This is a genomic window from [Enterobacter] lignolyticus SCF1 (assembly GCF_000164865.1).
Classification (GTDB): Bacteria; Pseudomonadota; Gammaproteobacteria; order Enterobacterales; family Enterobacteriaceae; genus Enterobacter_B; species Enterobacter_B lignolyticus.
On sequence record NC_014618.1, the window covers coordinates 427,822 to 441,227 of the forward strand.

General features: G+C 51.6%; 26 protein-coding genes. 24 read left to right on the forward strand and 2 right to left on the reverse strand.

The window, feature by feature from the left end; all coding sequences use genetic code 11:
- Positions 1 to 13: 13 nt before the first annotated feature.
- The 24 genes from rpsC (at position 14) to ENTCL_RS02110 (ending at position 11,458) form a co-directional block, all read left to right on the forward strand.
- Complete coding sequence (rpsC, locus tag ENTCL_RS02000; RefSeq protein ID WP_006817277.1) at positions 14 to 712, forward strand: 30S ribosomal protein S3; 699 nt, start codon at positions 14 to 16, stop codon at positions 710 to 712.
- A gap of 12 nt (positions 713 to 724) precedes the next feature.
- Positions 725 to 1,135: a 50S ribosomal protein L16 gene (rplP, locus tag ENTCL_RS02005; protein WP_002919759.1), complete on the forward strand. Its 411-nt coding sequence runs from the start codon at positions 725 to 727 to the stop codon at positions 1,133 to 1,135.
- Positions 1,135 to 1,326 (forward strand): 50S ribosomal protein L29, encoded by a 192-nt coding sequence (gene rpmC, locus ENTCL_RS02010; protein ID WP_008457158.1) that lies wholly within the window; start codon positions 1,135 to 1,137, stop codon positions 1,324 to 1,326. Before rplP ends, rpmC begins: the two co-directional genes overlap by 1 nt.
- On the forward strand, positions 1,326 to 1,580 hold the full coding sequence (gene rpsQ, locus ENTCL_RS02015; protein ID WP_000130100.1) for a 30S ribosomal protein S17: 255 nt from the start codon (positions 1,326 to 1,328) through the stop codon (positions 1,578 to 1,580). The genes rpmC and rpsQ overlap by 1 nt, the downstream gene beginning before the upstream one ends.
- A 164-nt stretch (positions 1,581 to 1,744) precedes the next feature.
- Positions 1,745 to 2,116, forward strand: a complete 372-nt coding sequence (rplN, locus tag ENTCL_RS02020; RefSeq protein WP_000613954.1) for a 50S ribosomal protein L14 — start codon at positions 1,745 to 1,747, stop codon at positions 2,114 to 2,116.
- A 10-nt stretch (positions 2,117 to 2,126) separates the two neighbouring features.
- Positions 2,127 to 2,441 (forward strand): 50S ribosomal protein L24, encoded by a 315-nt coding sequence (rplX, locus tag ENTCL_RS02025; RefSeq protein WP_000729185.1) that lies wholly within the window; start codon positions 2,127 to 2,129, stop codon positions 2,439 to 2,441.
- A gap of 14 nt (positions 2,442 to 2,455) precedes the next feature.
- The gene (gene rplE / locus ENTCL_RS02030) at positions 2,456 to 2,995 is read left to right on the forward strand and encodes a 50S ribosomal protein L5 (RefSeq protein ID WP_001096200.1); all 540 of its coding nucleotides are present in this window, start codon (positions 2,456 to 2,458) and stop codon (positions 2,993 to 2,995) included.
- A 14-nt stretch (positions 2,996 to 3,009) separates the two neighbouring features.
- On the forward strand, positions 3,010 to 3,315 hold the full coding sequence (rpsN, locus tag ENTCL_RS02035) for a 30S ribosomal protein S14 (protein WP_013364449.1): 306 nt from the start codon (positions 3,010 to 3,012) through the stop codon (positions 3,313 to 3,315).
- A gap of 33 nt (positions 3,316 to 3,348) precedes the next feature.
- On the forward strand, positions 3,349 to 3,741 hold the full coding sequence (gene rpsH, locus ENTCL_RS02040) for a 30S ribosomal protein S8 (RefSeq protein WP_012908428.1): 393 nt from the start codon (positions 3,349 to 3,351) through the stop codon (positions 3,739 to 3,741).
- Between the two features lie 12 nt (positions 3,742 to 3,753).
- Positions 3,754 to 4,287 (forward strand): 50S ribosomal protein L6, encoded by a 534-nt coding sequence (rplF, locus tag ENTCL_RS02045; protein WP_013364450.1) that lies wholly within the window; start codon positions 3,754 to 3,756, stop codon positions 4,285 to 4,287.
- A gap of 9 nt (positions 4,288 to 4,296) precedes the next feature.
- The gene (rplR, locus tag ENTCL_RS02050) at positions 4,297 to 4,650 is read left to right on the forward strand and encodes a 50S ribosomal protein L18 (RefSeq protein WP_000358956.1); all 354 of its coding nucleotides are present in this window, start codon (positions 4,297 to 4,299) and stop codon (positions 4,648 to 4,650) included.
- Positions 4,651 to 4,664: 14 nt separating this feature from the next.
- Positions 4,665 to 5,165, forward strand: a complete 501-nt coding sequence (gene rpsE / locus ENTCL_RS02055) for a 30S ribosomal protein S5 (RefSeq protein ID WP_002438697.1) — start codon at positions 4,665 to 4,667, stop codon at positions 5,163 to 5,165.
- Positions 5,166 to 5,170: 5 nt separating this feature from the next.
- Entirely contained in the window at positions 5,171 to 5,350 is a 180-nt protein-coding gene (rpmD, locus tag ENTCL_RS02060) for a 50S ribosomal protein L30 (RefSeq protein WP_001140434.1), read from the forward strand.
- Positions 5,351 to 5,353: 3 nt separating this feature from the next.
- Positions 5,354 to 5,788 (forward strand): 50S ribosomal protein L15, encoded by a 435-nt coding sequence (gene rplO / locus ENTCL_RS02065; RefSeq protein ID WP_013364452.1) that lies wholly within the window; start codon positions 5,354 to 5,356, stop codon positions 5,786 to 5,788.
- A gap of 7 nt (positions 5,789 to 5,795) precedes the next feature.
- A complete protein-coding gene (gene secY, locus ENTCL_RS02070) occupies positions 5,796 to 7,127 on the forward strand; it encodes a preprotein translocase subunit SecY (RefSeq protein WP_013364453.1) in 1,332 nt (443 codons plus the stop codon).
- Between the two features lie 31 nt (positions 7,128 to 7,158).
- The gene (gene rpmJ, locus ENTCL_RS22545) at positions 7,159 to 7,275 is read left to right on the forward strand and encodes a 50S ribosomal protein L36 (RefSeq protein ID WP_000868187.1); all 117 of its coding nucleotides are present in this window, start codon (positions 7,159 to 7,161) and stop codon (positions 7,273 to 7,275) included.
- Positions 7,276 to 7,421: 146 nt separating this feature from the next.
- A complete protein-coding gene (gene rpsM, locus ENTCL_RS02075; RefSeq protein ID WP_013364454.1) occupies positions 7,422 to 7,778 on the forward strand; it encodes a 30S ribosomal protein S13 in 357 nt (118 codons plus the stop codon).
- Positions 7,779 to 7,794: 16 nt separating this feature from the next.
- Entirely contained in the window at positions 7,795 to 8,184 is a 390-nt protein-coding gene (gene rpsK / locus ENTCL_RS02080) for a 30S ribosomal protein S11 (RefSeq protein ID WP_001029684.1), read from the forward strand.
- 33 nt (positions 8,185 to 8,217) lie between these two features.
- Positions 8,218 to 8,838 (forward strand): 30S ribosomal protein S4, encoded by a 621-nt coding sequence (gene rpsD / locus ENTCL_RS02085; RefSeq protein ID WP_013364455.1) that lies wholly within the window; start codon positions 8,218 to 8,220, stop codon positions 8,836 to 8,838.
- A 25-nt stretch (positions 8,839 to 8,863) separates the two neighbouring features.
- Complete coding sequence (locus ENTCL_RS02090; protein WP_002209013.1) at positions 8,864 to 9,853, forward strand: DNA-directed RNA polymerase subunit alpha; 990 nt, start codon at positions 8,864 to 8,866, stop codon at positions 9,851 to 9,853.
- 40 nt (positions 9,854 to 9,893) lie between these two features.
- Positions 9,894 to 10,280: a 50S ribosomal protein L17 gene (gene rplQ, locus ENTCL_RS02095; protein ID WP_002919206.1), complete on the forward strand. Its 387-nt coding sequence runs from the start codon at positions 9,894 to 9,896 to the stop codon at positions 10,278 to 10,280.
- A 106-nt stretch (positions 10,281 to 10,386) separates the two neighbouring features.
- Entirely contained in the window at positions 10,387 to 10,755 is a 369-nt protein-coding gene (locus ENTCL_RS02100; RefSeq protein WP_013364456.1) for a DnaJ family domain-containing protein, read from the forward strand.
- 4 nt (positions 10,756 to 10,759) lie between these two features.
- Positions 10,760 to 11,185, forward strand: coding sequence for a Zn(2+)-responsive transcriptional regulator (zntR, locus tag ENTCL_RS02105; RefSeq protein ID WP_013364457.1), 426 nt, complete (start codon positions 10,760 to 10,762; stop codon positions 11,183 to 11,185).
- 57 nt (positions 11,186 to 11,242) lie between these two features.
- Positions 11,243 to 11,458: an alternative ribosome-rescue factor A gene (locus tag ENTCL_RS02110; protein ID WP_013364458.1), complete on the forward strand. Its 216-nt coding sequence runs from the start codon at positions 11,243 to 11,245 to the stop codon at positions 11,456 to 11,458.
- Here ENTCL_RS02110 and mscL read toward each other — a convergent pair whose 3' ends face one another.
- Positions 11,459 to 11,869: a large-conductance mechanosensitive channel protein MscL gene (mscL, locus tag ENTCL_RS02115; RefSeq protein ID WP_013364459.1), complete on the reverse strand. Its 411-nt coding sequence runs from the start codon at positions 11,867 to 11,869 to the stop codon at positions 11,459 to 11,461.
- A gap of 146 nt (positions 11,870 to 12,015) precedes the next feature.
- On the reverse strand, positions 12,016 to 13,392 hold the full coding sequence (gene trkA, locus ENTCL_RS02120) for a Trk system potassium transporter TrkA (protein WP_013364460.1): 1,377 nt from the start codon (positions 13,390 to 13,392) through the stop codon (positions 12,016 to 12,018).
- Positions 13,393 to 13,406: the final 14 nt, after the last annotated feature.

The window sequence follows — 13,406 nt, forward strand, 5'->3', positions numbered from 1 at the left end:
CTGGAGACTAGCAATGGGTCAGAAAGTACATCCTAATGGTATTCGCCTGGGTATTGTAAAACCATGGAACTCAACCTGGTTTGCGAACACCAAAGAATTCGCTGACAACCTGGACAGCGACTTTAAAGTACGTCAGTACCTGACTAAGGAACTGGCTAAAGCGTCCGTATCTCGTATCGTTATCGAGCGTCCGGCTAAGAGCATCCGTGTGACCATTCACACCGCTCGCCCGGGCATCGTTATCGGTAAGAAAGGCGAAGACGTAGAAAAACTGCGCAAGGTCGTAGCGGATATCGCTGGCGTTCCTGCACAGATCAACATCGCCGAAGTGCGTAAACCTGAACTGGACGCAAAACTGGTTGCTGACAGCATTACTTCTCAGCTGGAACGTCGCGTTATGTTCCGTCGTGCGATGAAGCGTGCTGTACAGAACGCAATGCGTCTGGGCGCTAAAGGTATCAAAGTTGAAGTTAGCGGCCGTCTGGGCGGCGCGGAAATCGCACGTACCGAATGGTACCGTGAAGGTCGCGTTCCGCTGCACACTCTGCGTGCTGACATCGACTACAACACCTCTGAAGCGCACACCACTTATGGTGTAATCGGCGTTAAGGTATGGATCTTCAAAGGTGAGATCCTGGGTGGTATGGCTGCTGTTGAACAACCGGAACCGGCTGCTCAACCTAAAAAGCAGCAGCGTAAAGGCCGTAAATAAGGAGCGTCGCTGATGTTACAACCAAAGCGTACAAAATTCCGTAAAGTGCACAAAGGCCGCAACCGTGGTCTGGCGCAGGGTACGGATGTTAGCTTCGGCACTTTCGGTCTGAAAGCTGTTGGCCGTGGTCGTCTGACTGCACGTCAGATCGAAGCAGCACGTCGTGCAATGACCCGTGCAGTTAAGCGTCAAGGTAAGATCTGGATCCGTGTATTCCCGGACAAACCGATCACCGAAAAGCCGCTGGAAGTTCGTATGGGTAAAGGTAAAGGTAACGTGGAGTACTGGGTTGCCTTGATTCAGCCGGGTAAAGTCCTGTATGAAATGGACGGTGTTCCGGAAGAGCTGGCCCGTGAAGCCTTCGGCCTGGCAGCAGCGAAACTGCCTATCAAAACCACCTTTGTAACTAAGACGGTGATGTAATGAAAGCAAAAGAGCTGCGTGAAAAAAGCGTTGAAGAGCTGAACACTGAGCTGCTGAATCTGCTGCGCGAACAGTTCAACCTGCGCATGCAGGCTGCAAGTGGCCAGCTGCAACAGACTCACCTGTTGAAGCAAGTGCGTCGTGATGTCGCACGCGTTAAGACTTTACTGACTCAGAAGGCGGGTGCGTAATGACCGATAAAATCCGTACTCTGCAAGGTCGCGTAGTTAGCGACAAAATGGAGAAATCCATTGTTGTTGCTATCGAACGTTTTGTGAAACACCCGATCTACGGTAAATTCATCAAGCGTACGACCAAACTGCACGTACATGACGAGAACAACGAATGCGGTATCGGTGACGTGGTTGAAATCCGCGAATGCCGTCCGCTGTCCAAGACTAAGTCCTGGACGCTGGTTCGCGTTGTAGAGAAAGCGGTTCTGTAATACAGTACGCATTCTCGATACGAATAAACGGCTCAGCGATGGGCCGTTTATTTTTTCTACCCATATCGTTTGAGCGGTGTTATAATGCCGCGCCCCCGATATGGGGCTTTTTTAACGACCTGATTTCGGGTCTCAGTAGTAGTTGACATTAGCGGAGCACTGAAATGATCCAAGAACAGACTATGCTGAACGTCGCCGACAACTCCGGTGCACGTCGCGTAATGTGTATCAAGGTTCTGGGTGGCTCGCACCGTCGCTACGCAGGCGTAGGCGACATCATCAAGATCACCATCAAAGAAGCAATTCCGCGTGGTAAGGTCAAAAAAGGTGATGTGCTGAAGGCGGTAGTGGTGCGCACCAAGAAGGGTGTTCGTCGCCCGGACGGTTCTGTCATTCGCTTCGATGGTAATGCATGCGTTATTTTAAACAATAACAGCGAGCAGCCTATCGGTACGCGTATTTTTGGGCCGGTAACTCGTGAACTTCGTAACGAGAAGTTCATGAAAATTATCTCTCTGGCACCAGAAGTACTCTAAGGAGCGAATCATGGCAGCGAAAATCCGTCGTGATGACGAAGTTATCGTGTTAACCGGTAAAGATAAAGGTAAGCGCGGTAAAGTTAAGAATGTCCTGTCTTCCGGCAAGGTCATTGTTGAAGGTATCAACCTGGTTAAGAAACACCAGAAGCCGGTTCCGGCTCTGAACCAACCGGGTGGCATCGTTGAAAAAGAAGCTGCTATTCAGGTTTCTAACGTTGCAATCTTCAATGCGGCAACCGGCAAGGCTGACCGTGTAGGCTTTAGATTCGAAGACGGCAAAAAAGTCCGTTTCTTCAAGTCTAACAGCGAAACTATCAAGTAATTTGGAGTAGTACGATGGCGAAACTGCATGATTACTACAAAGACGAAGTAGTTAAGAAACTCATGACTGAGTTTAACTACAATTCTGTCATGCAAGTCCCTCGGGTCGAGAAGATCACCCTGAACATGGGTGTTGGTGAAGCGATCGCTGACAAGAAACTGCTGGATAACGCAGCAGCTGACCTGGCAGCAATCTCCGGTCAAAAACCGCTGATCACCAAAGCACGCAAATCAGTTGCAGGCTTCAAAATCCGTCAGGGCTATCCGATCGGCTGTAAAGTAACTCTGCGTGGCGAACGCATGTGGGAGTTCTTTGAGCGCCTGATCACTATTGCTGTACCGCGTATCCGTGACTTCCGTGGCCTGTCCGCTAAGTCATTCGATGGCCGTGGTAACTACAGCATGGGTGTCCGTGAGCAGATCATCTTCCCAGAAATCGACTACGATAAAGTCGACCGCGTGCGTGGTTTGGATATTACCATTACCACTACTGCGAAATCTGACGAAGAAGGCCGTGCTCTGCTGGCTGCCTTTGACTTCCCGTTCCGCAAGTAAGGTAGGGTTACTGAATGGCTAAGCAATCAATGAAAGCACGCGAAGTAAAGCGCGTAGCTTTAGCTGATAAATTCTTCGCTAAACGCGCTGAACTGAAAGCGATCATTTCTGATGTGAACGCTTCCGACGAAGATCGTTGGAATGCTGTTCTCAAGCTGCAGTCTCTGCCGCGTGATTCCAGCCCGTCTCGTCAGCGTAACCGCTGCCGTCAAACTGGTCGTCCGCATGGTTTCCTGCGGAAGTTCGGGTTGAGCCGTATCAAGGTCCGTGAAGCCGCAATGCGCGGTGAAATCCCGGGTCTGAAAAAGGCTAGCTGGTAATTGTCACCAATTGAATCACGGGAGTAAAGACAGATGAGCATGCAAGATCCGATCGCGGATATGCTGACCCGTATCCGTAACGGTCAGGCCGCGAACAAAGCTGCGGTCACCATGCCTTCCTCCAAGCTGAAAGTGGCAATCGCCAACGTGCTGAAGGAAGAAGGTTTTATTGAAGATTTTAAAGTTGAAGGCGACACCAAGCCGGAACTGGAAGTGACTCTGAAGTACTTCCAGGGTAAAGCTGTTGTAGAAAGCATTCAGCGTGTCAGTCGCCCAGGTCTGCGCATCTACAAACGTAAAGATGAGCTGCCGAAAGTTATGGCGGGTCTGGGTATCGCGGTTGTTTCTACCTCTAAAGGTGTTATGACTGATCGTGCAGCGCGCCAGGCTGGTCTTGGTGGCGAAATTATCTGCTACGTAGCCTAATCGGAGGAAAAAATGTCTCGTGTTGCTAAAGCACCGGTCGTTGTTCCTGCCGGCGTTGATGTAAAAATCAACGGTCAGGTTATTACGATCAAAGGTAAAAACGGCGAGCTGACTCGTACTCTCAACGATGCTGTTGAAGTTAAACATGCTGATAATGCTCTGACCTTCGGTCCGCGTGATGGTTACGTGGATGGCTGGGCTCAGGCTGGTACCGCGCGTGCCCTGCTGAACTCAATGGTTATCGGTGTTACCGAAGGCTTCACTAAGAAGCTGCAGCTGGTTGGTGTAGGTTATCGTGCAGCGGTCAAAGGGAACGTAGTAAACCTGGCTTTAGGTTTCTCTCACCCAGTTGACCATCAGCTGCCGGCGGGTATCACTGCAGAATGTCCGACTCAGACTGAAATCGTGCTGAAAGGCGCTGATAAGCAGGTGATCGGCCAGGTTGCAGCAGATCTGCGCGCCTACCGTCGTCCTGAGCCTTACAAAGGCAAGGGTGTTCGTTACGCCGACGAAGTCGTGCGTACCAAAGAGGCTAAGAAGAAGTAAGGTAACACTATGGATAAGAAATCTGCTCGTATCCGTCGTGCGACCCGCGCACGCCGCAAGCTCAAAGAGCTGGGCGCAACTCGCCTGGTGGTACATCGTACCCCGCGTCATATTTACGCACAGGTAATTGCACCGAACGGTTCTGAAGTTCTGGTAGCTGCTTCTACTGTAGAAAAAGCTATCGCTGAACAACTGAAGTACACCGGTAACAAAGACGCGGCCGCAGCTGTGGGTAAAGCTGTCGCTGAACGCGCTCTGGAAAAAGGCATTAAAGATGTGTCCTTTGACCGTTCCGGGTTCCAATATCATGGTCGTGTCCAGGCACTGGCAGATGCTGCCCGTGAAGCTGGCCTTCAGTTCTAAGGTAGAGGTGTAAGATGGCTCACATCGAAAAACAAGCTGGCGAACTGCAGGAAAAGCTGATCGCGGTAAACCGCGTATCTAAAACCGTTAAAGGTGGTCGTATTTTCTCCTTCACAGCTCTGACTGTAGTTGGCGATGGTAACGGTCGCGTTGGTTTTGGTTACGGTAAAGCGCGTGAAGTTCCAGCAGCGATCCAGAAAGCGATGGAAAAAGCCCGTCGCAATATGATTAACGTCGCGCTGAACCACGGCACCCTGCAGCACCCGGTTAAAGGTGTTCACACGGGTTCTCGTGTATTCATGCAGCCGGCTTCCGAAGGTACCGGTATCATCGCCGGTGGTGCAATGCGCGCCGTTCTGGAAGTCGCTGGAGTTCATAACGTTCTGGCTAAAGCGTATGGTTCCACCAACCCGATTAACGTGGTTCGTGCAACTATCGATGGCCTGGAAAATATGAATTCTCCAGAAATGGTCGCTGCCAAGCGTGGTAAATCCGTTGAAGAAATTCTGGGGTAATGACCATGGCAAAGACTATTAAAATTACTCAAACCCGCAGTGCAATCGGTCGTCTGCCGAAACACAAGGCAACGCTGCTTGGCCTGGGTCTGCGTCGTATTGGCCACACCGTAGAGCGTGAGGATACTCCTGCTGTTCGTGGTATGGTCAACGCGGTTTCCTTCATGGTTAAAGTTGAGGAGTAAGAGATGCGTTTAAATACTCTGTCTCCGGCCGAAGGCTCCAAAAAGGCGGGTAAACGCCTGGGTCGTGGTATCGGTTCTGGCCTCGGTAAAACCGGTGGTCGTGGTCACAAAGGTCAGAAGTCTCGTTCTGGCGGTGGCGTACGTCGCGGTTTCGAGGGTGGTCAGATGCCTCTGTACCGTCGTCTGCCGAAATTCGGTTTCACTTCTCGTAAAGCAATGATCACGGCAGAAATTCGTCTGTCCGATCTGGCTAAAGTAGAAGGCGACGTAGTAGACCTGAACACGCTGAAAGCAGCTAACATTATCGGTATCCAGATCGAGTTCGCGAAAGTGATCCTGGCTGGTGAGGTAACTCGTCCGGTAACTGTTCGTGGCCTGCGTGTGTCTAAAGGCGCTCGTGCTGCTATCGAAGCTGCTGGCGGTAAAATCGAGGAATAAGTAGCAGATGGCTAAACAACCGGGATTAGATTTTCAAAGTGCCAAAGGTGGCTTAGGCGAGCTGAAACGCAGACTGTTGTTTGTAATCGGTGCGCTGATTGTGTTCCGTATTGGCTCTTTTATTCCGATCCCTGGTATTGATGCCGCTGTACTTGCCAAACTGCTTGAGCAACAGCGAGGCACCATCATTGAAATGTTCAACATGTTCTCTGGTGGTGCTCTCAGCCGTGCTTCTATCTTTGCTCTGGGTATCATGCCGTACATTTCGGCATCGATTATTATCCAGCTGCTGACGGTGGTTCACCCGACGCTGGCGGAGATCAAGAAGGAAGGGGAATCTGGCCGTCGTAAGATCAGCCAGTACACCCGCTACGGCACTCTGGTGCTGGCGATATTCCAGTCGATCGGTATTGCTACCGGTCTGCCGAATATGCCTGGTATGCATGGCCTGGTGATTAACCCAGGCTTTGCATTCTATTTCACCGCTGTTGTAAGTCTGGTCACAGGAACTATGTTCCTGATGTGGCTCGGCGAACAGATTACTGAGCGTGGTATCGGTAACGGTATCTCGATCATTATCTTCGCTGGTATCGTTGCGGGTCTCCCGCCAGCCATCGCCCACACTATCGAGCAAGCGCGTCAAGGCGACCTGCACTTCCTCCTGTTGCTGTTGGTTGCAGTATTAGTATTTGCAGTGACCTTCTTTGTTGTCTTCGTTGAACGTGGTCAACGCCGCATTGTGGTAAACTACGCGAAACGTCAACAGGGTCGTCGTGTCTATGCTGCACAGAGCACACATTTACCGCTGAAAGTGAATATGGCGGGGGTAATCCCGGCAATTTTCGCTTCCAGTATTATTCTGTTCCCGGCGACCATCGCGTCATGGTTCGGGGGCGGTACTGGTTGGAACTGGCTGACAACAATTTCGCTGTATTTGCAGCCTGGGCAACCGCTTTATGTGTTACTCTATGCGTCTGCAATCATCTTCTTCTGTTTCTTCTACACGGCGTTGGTCTTCAACCCGCGTGAAACAGCAGATAACCTGAAGAAGTCCGGTGCATTTGTACCAGGAATTCGTCCGGGAGAGCAAACGGCGAAGTATATCGATAAAGTAATGACTCGTCTGACCCTGGTCGGTGCGTTGTACATCACTTTTATCTGCCTGATCCCGGAGTTCATGCGTGATGCAATGAAAGTGCCGTTCTACTTCGGTGGGACTTCGCTGCTTATCGTTGTCGTCGTGATTATGGACTTTATGGCTCAAGTGCAAACTCTGATGATGTCCAGTCAGTATGAGTCTGCATTGAAGAAGGCGAACCTGAAAGGCTACGGCCGCTAACTGGTCGCCCGAGAAGTTACGGAGAGTAAAAATGAAAGTTCGTGCTTCCGTCAAGAAATTATGCCGTAACTGCAAAATCGTTAAGCGTGATGGCGTCATCCGCGTGATTTGCAGTGCCGAGCCGAAGCATAAACAGCGCCAAGGCTGATTTTTTCGCATATTTTTCTTGCAAAGTTGGATTGAGCTGGCTAGATTAGCCAGCCAATCTTTTGTATGTCTGTACGTTTCCATTTGAGTATCCTGAAAACGGGCTTTTCAGCATGGTGCGTACATATTAAATAGTAGGAGTGCATAGTGGCCCGTATAGCAGGCATTAACATTCCTGATCAGAAACATGCTGTGATCGCATTAACTTCGATCTACGGCGTCGGCAAGACCCGTTCTAAAGCCATCCTGGCTGCTGCGGGTATCGCTGAAAATGTTAAGATCAGTGAGCTGTCTGAAGGACAAATCGACACGCTGCGTGACGAAGTTGCCAAATTTGTCGTTGAAGGTGATCTGCGCCGTGAAATTAGCATGAGCATCAAGCGCCTGATGGATCTTGGTTGCTATCGCGGTTTGCGTCATCGTCGTGGTCTCCCGGTTCGCGGTCAGCGTACCAAGACCAACGCACGTACCCGTAAGGGTCCGCGCAAACCGATCAAGAAATAATCGGGGTGATTGAATAATGGCAAAGGCACCAATTCGTGCACGTAAACGTGTAAGAAAGCAAGTCTCTGACGGCGTGGCTCATATCCATGCTTCTTTCAACAACACCATCGTTACTATTACTGATCGTCAGGGTAACGCATTGGGTTGGGCAACAGCCGGTGGTTCCGGTTTCCGTGGTTCTCGCAAATCCACTCCGTTCGCAGCTCAGGTTGCTGCAGAGCGTTGTGCAGATGCCGTTAAAGAATACGGTATCAAGAATCTGGAAGTTATGGTTAAAGGTCCGGGTCCAGGCCGCGAATCTACTATTCGTGCTCTGAACGCCGCTGGTTTCCGCATCACTAACATTACTGATGTGACTCCGATCCCTCATAACGGTTGTCGTCCGCCGAAGAAACGTCGCGTATAACGCTTCGTTTTCCAGGTTTGTTGGAGAAAGAAAATGGCAAGATATTTGGGTCCTAAGCTCAAGCTGAGCCGTCGTGAGGGCACCGACTTATTCCTTAAGTCTGGCGTTCGCGCGATCGATACCAAGTGTAAAATTGAACAAGCTCCTGGCCAGCACGGTGCGCGTAAACCGCGTCTGTCTGACTATGGTGTGCAGTTGCGTGAAAAGCAAAAAGTTCGCCGTATCTACGGTGTGCTGGAGCGTCAGTTCCGTAACTACTACAAAGAAGCAGCACGTCTGAAAGGCAACACCGGTGCAAACCTGTTGGCTCTGCTGGAAGGTCGTCTGGACAACGTTGTATACCGTATGGGCTTCGGCGCCACTCGTGCAGAAGCACGCCAGCTGGTTAGCCACAAAGCAATTATGGTAAACGGTCGTGTTGTTAACATCGCTTCTTATCAGGTTAAAGCGAATGACGTTGTCAGCGTTCGTGAGAAAGCGAAAAAGCAATCTCGCGTGAAAGCCGCTCTGGAGCTGGCTGAGCAGCGTGAAAAGCCAACCTGGCTGGAAGTTGATGCTGGCAAGATGGAAGGTACGTTCAAGCGTCAGCCGGAGCGTTCTGATCTGTCTGCGGACATTAACGAACACCTGATCGTCGAGCTTTACTCCAAGTAAAGCTTAGTACCAAAGAGAGGACACAATGCAGGGTTCTGTGACAGAGTTTCTAAAACCGCGCCTGGTCGATATCGAGCAAGTGAGTTCGACGCACGCCAAGGTGACCCTTGAGCCTTTAGAGCGTGGCTTCGGCCATACTCTGGGTAACGCACTGCGCCGTATTCTGCTCTCATCGATGCCGGGTTGCGCGGTGACCGAGGTTGAGATTGATGGTGTACTGCACGAGTACAGCACCAAAGAAGGCGTTCAGGAAGATATCCTTGAAATCCTGCTCAACCTGAAAGGGCTGGCGGTGAGAGTTCAGGGCAAAGATGAAGTTATTCTTACTCTGAATAAATCTGGCATTGGCCCTGTGACTGCAGCCGACATTACCCACGACGGTGATGTCGAAATCGTCAAGCCGCAGCACGTGATCTGCCACCTGACTGATGAGAACGCATCTATCAATATGCGTATCAAAGTTCAGCGCGGTCGCGGTTATGTGCCGGCTTCTGCCCGAATTCATTCGGAAGAAGATGAGCGCCCAATCGGCCGTCTGCTGGTCGACGCCTGCTACAGCCCTGTAGAGCGTATTGCCTACAATGTTGAAGCTGCGCGTGTAGAACAGCGTACCGACCTGGACAAGCTGGTCATCGAAATGGAAACCAACGGCACAATCGATCCTGAAGAGGCGATTCGTCGTGCGGCAACCATCCTGGCAGAACAACTGGAAGCTTTCGTTGACTTACGTGATGTACGTCAGCCGGAAGTGAAAGAAGAGAAACCAGAATTCGATCCGATCCTGCTGCGCCCTGTTGACGATCTGGAATTGACTGTCCGCTCTGCTAACTGCCTCAAGGCAGAAGCTATCCACTATATCGGTGATCTGGTACAGCGTACCGAGGTTGAGTTGCTGAAAACGCCGAACCTGGGTAAAAAATCTCTTACCGAGATTAAAGACGTGCTGGCCTCTCGTGGTCTGTCTCTGGGCATGCGCCTGGAAAACTGGCCGCCGGCAAGCATTGCTGACGAGTAACCGGATCACAGGTTAAGGTTTTACTGAGAAGGATAAGGTCATGCGCCATCGTAAGAGTGGTCGTCAACTGAACCGCAACAGCAGCCATCGCCAGGCTATGTTCCGCAATATGGCAGGTTCACTGGTTCGTCATGAGATCATCAAGACGACCCTGCCTAAAGCGAAAGAGCTGCGTCGCGTAGTTGAGCCGCTGATTACTCTTGCCAAGACTGATAGCGTTGCTAATCGTCGTCTGGCATTCGCCCGTACTCGTGATAACGAGATCGTGGCAAAACTGTTTAACGAGCTGGGCCCGCGTTTCGCGAGCCGCGCCGGTGGTTACACTCGCATTCTGAAGTGTGGCTTCCGTGCAGGCGACAACGCGCCGATGGCATACATCGAGCTGGTTGATCGTGCTGAGCCGAAAGCAGAAGCAGCTGCAGAGTAATCTGCAGTGAATTAAAAAAACCCGCCCCGGCGGGTTTTTTTATATCCTCAGAGCCCCCACTTACCTACAATATCTGTATTCTTTTTGTTCACCTCGGGGTGTTGCCATGTGGTTGCTCGACCAGTGGGCGGAACGTCATATCGTTGATGCTATGCGCAAGGGCGAGCTGAATAATCTTCCCGGCAGCGGTGAACCGCTGGCGCTGGATGATGATTCCCATGTCCCTATCGAACTGCGCGCGGGCTATCGGTTGCTCAAAAATTCCGGCTGTTTGCCACCGGAGCTTGAACAACGCAAAGAAGCGATCGAGTTACTCGACATACTGAAGGGTATTCGACGGGAAGATCCGCGGTACCAGGAGGTCAGCAAACGTCTGACGCTGCTTGAAGTGAAGCTGCGGCAGGCCGGGCTGAGTACGGATTTTCTTCATGGCGCGTATGCTGATAAGCTCACGCATAAAATCTCCGAGGAGTAATACTATGTATCGCATTGGCGAACTGGCGAAGCTGGCGGGCGTAACGCCGGATACCATTCGTTATTACGAAAAGCAGCAGATGATGGATCATGATATTCGCACCGAAGGCGGCTTTCGCCTGTATACGGACAGCGACCTGCAGCGCTTGCGTTTTATCCGTCACGGCCGTCAGCTCGGATTTACCCTTGAGGCGATCCGCGAATTATTGTCGATCCGTATCGATCCTGAACATCATACCTGTCAGGAGTCGAAAGGGATCGTTCAGGCACGGCTAAGCGAAGTGGAAGCGCGTATTGAAGAATTACAAACGATGCGGCGCTCGCTGCAGCGACTGAACGACGCCTGCTGCGGCACCGCGCACAGCAGCGTTTACTGCTCGATTCTTGAAGCCCTTGAGCAGGGCGCGGAAACCAGCAAACCTGGGTGTTGATTATTTTCAGACCCAGGACTACACTCGCGGCGATTTACACTCACATCTGGAGACACCATGAGCCGGTATCAGCACACCAAAGGGCAAATTAAGGATAATGCGATAGAAGCGTTATTGCACGATCCGCTGTTTCGACAGCGCGTGGAGAAAAATAAGAAGGGGAAAGGAAGCTATCAGCGCAAAGGAAAACAAGGTAACCGGGGTAACTGGGAGGCCAGTGGCAAGAAAGTGATTCGCTTTTTTACCACTGGCCTTCTGCTTTCTGCGGCCTGATTACGAACGCTTGTTTTGTTCTTTCAGCAGATCGCGAATCTCGGTAAGCAGAACTTCTTCTTTTGACGGCGCTGCCGCGGCTGCGGGCTCTTCTTTTTTACGGTTGAGCTGGTTCATCAGCTTAATTGCCATAAAGATGGCGAAGGCGACGAGGACGAAATCAAAAATATTCTGAATAAATACGCCATAGTGCATGACGACGGCCGGTACATCTCCCTGCGCTGCGCGTAGCGTGATGGCGAACTGTTTGAAGTCTACACCGCCAATCAGAAGCCCGAGCGGCGGCATAATAATATCGGCAACCAGCGACGAGACAATCTTACCGAATGCTGCGCCGATAATGACACCCACCGCCAGGTCGACAACATTTCCACGCATCGCGAATTCGCGAAACTCTTTAATAAAGCTCATTTTATTCTCCTTGAACCTGCTGACATTTATTAGTTTAACAAATGTTTAGTCATTTTCCATTACACAGCGTTGCTCAGCAGATAATTATTAACCCCTTCATATTTCAGGGGTTAATAAAAAGGGCGCCGTTGGGGCGCCCTGGGGAATTACAGGAAGAAGGGGCTTGGCTGGAAAAGCCGCTCGACGTCGGTAATAAATTTTTTATCCGTCAGGAACATAATTACATGATCGCCCTGCTCGATACGCAAATTATCGTTCGCAATAAGAACCTCATTACCCCGTACGACGGCGCCAATAATCGTACCCGGCGGCAGCTTAATATCGTCGATAACCCGGCCAACCACGCGTGACGTGCTTTCGTCGCCGTGGGCCACCGCTTCGATGGCCTCAGCGACGCCGCGCCGAAGCGAAGACACGCCGACGATATCCGCTTTACGTACGTGGCTCAGCAGAGCCGAAATGGTTGCCTGCTGAGGCGAGATAGCAATATCAATGACGCTGCCCTGCACCAGGTCTACATAGGCGCGACGCTGGATGAGTACCATCACCTTCTTGGCGCCCATGCGCTTGGCGAGCATGGCGGACATAATATTGGCCTCGTCATCGTTGGTGACGGCGATAAACAGATCGACCTGATCGATATGCTCTTCTGCCAGCAGCTCCTGATCCGACGCATCACCGTAGAAGACGATGGTATTCTGCAATTTTTCAGCCAGCTCAGATGCCCGCTGCTGATCGCGCTCGATAAGCTTCACGCTATAGTCTTTTTCAAGACGACGCGCGAGCCCTGCCCCGATGTTCCCTCCGCCGACCAGCATAATCCGCTTATACGGTTTTTCGAGACGCTGGAGCTCGCTCATCACCGCGCGAATATGCTGCGAGGCGGCGATAAAGAAGACCTCATCGCCGGCTTCGACAATGGTTGAGCCCTGGGGACGGATAGGTCTGTCATGGCGAAAAATCGCCGCGACACGGGTGTCGATATGCGGCATGTGTTCACGCATGGTCGACAACGCGTTACCGACCAGCGGGCCGCCATAGTAGGCCTTCACCACCGCGAGGCTCACTTTGCCTTCGGCGAAGTTAACCACCTGCAGCGCGCCCGGATACTCAATCAGACGGTATATGCTGTCAATGACCAGCTGTTCTGGTGCGATAAGGTGATCGATGGGGACGGCATCGGAATTAAAAAGCTTCTCCGCATCGCGGACATAGTCCGGCGCGCGGATGCGCGCAATGCGGTTTGGCGTATTGAACAGGGAGTAGGCCACCTGGCAGGCGACCATGTTCGTTTCATCTGAACTGGTTACGGCAACCAGCATGTCGGCATCGTCCGCCCCCGCCTCGCGCAGGACGCGCGGGTGTGAACCATGGCCCTGAACGACGCGCAGGTCAAACTTATCCTGCAGGCTGCGCAGACGATCGCCATTGGTATCGACAATGGTGATATCGTTGTTCTCGCCTACCAGGTTTTCTGCCAGCGTACCGCCGACCTGTCCGGCCCCAAGAATGATAATTTTCATCAGTCGTCGCCCGT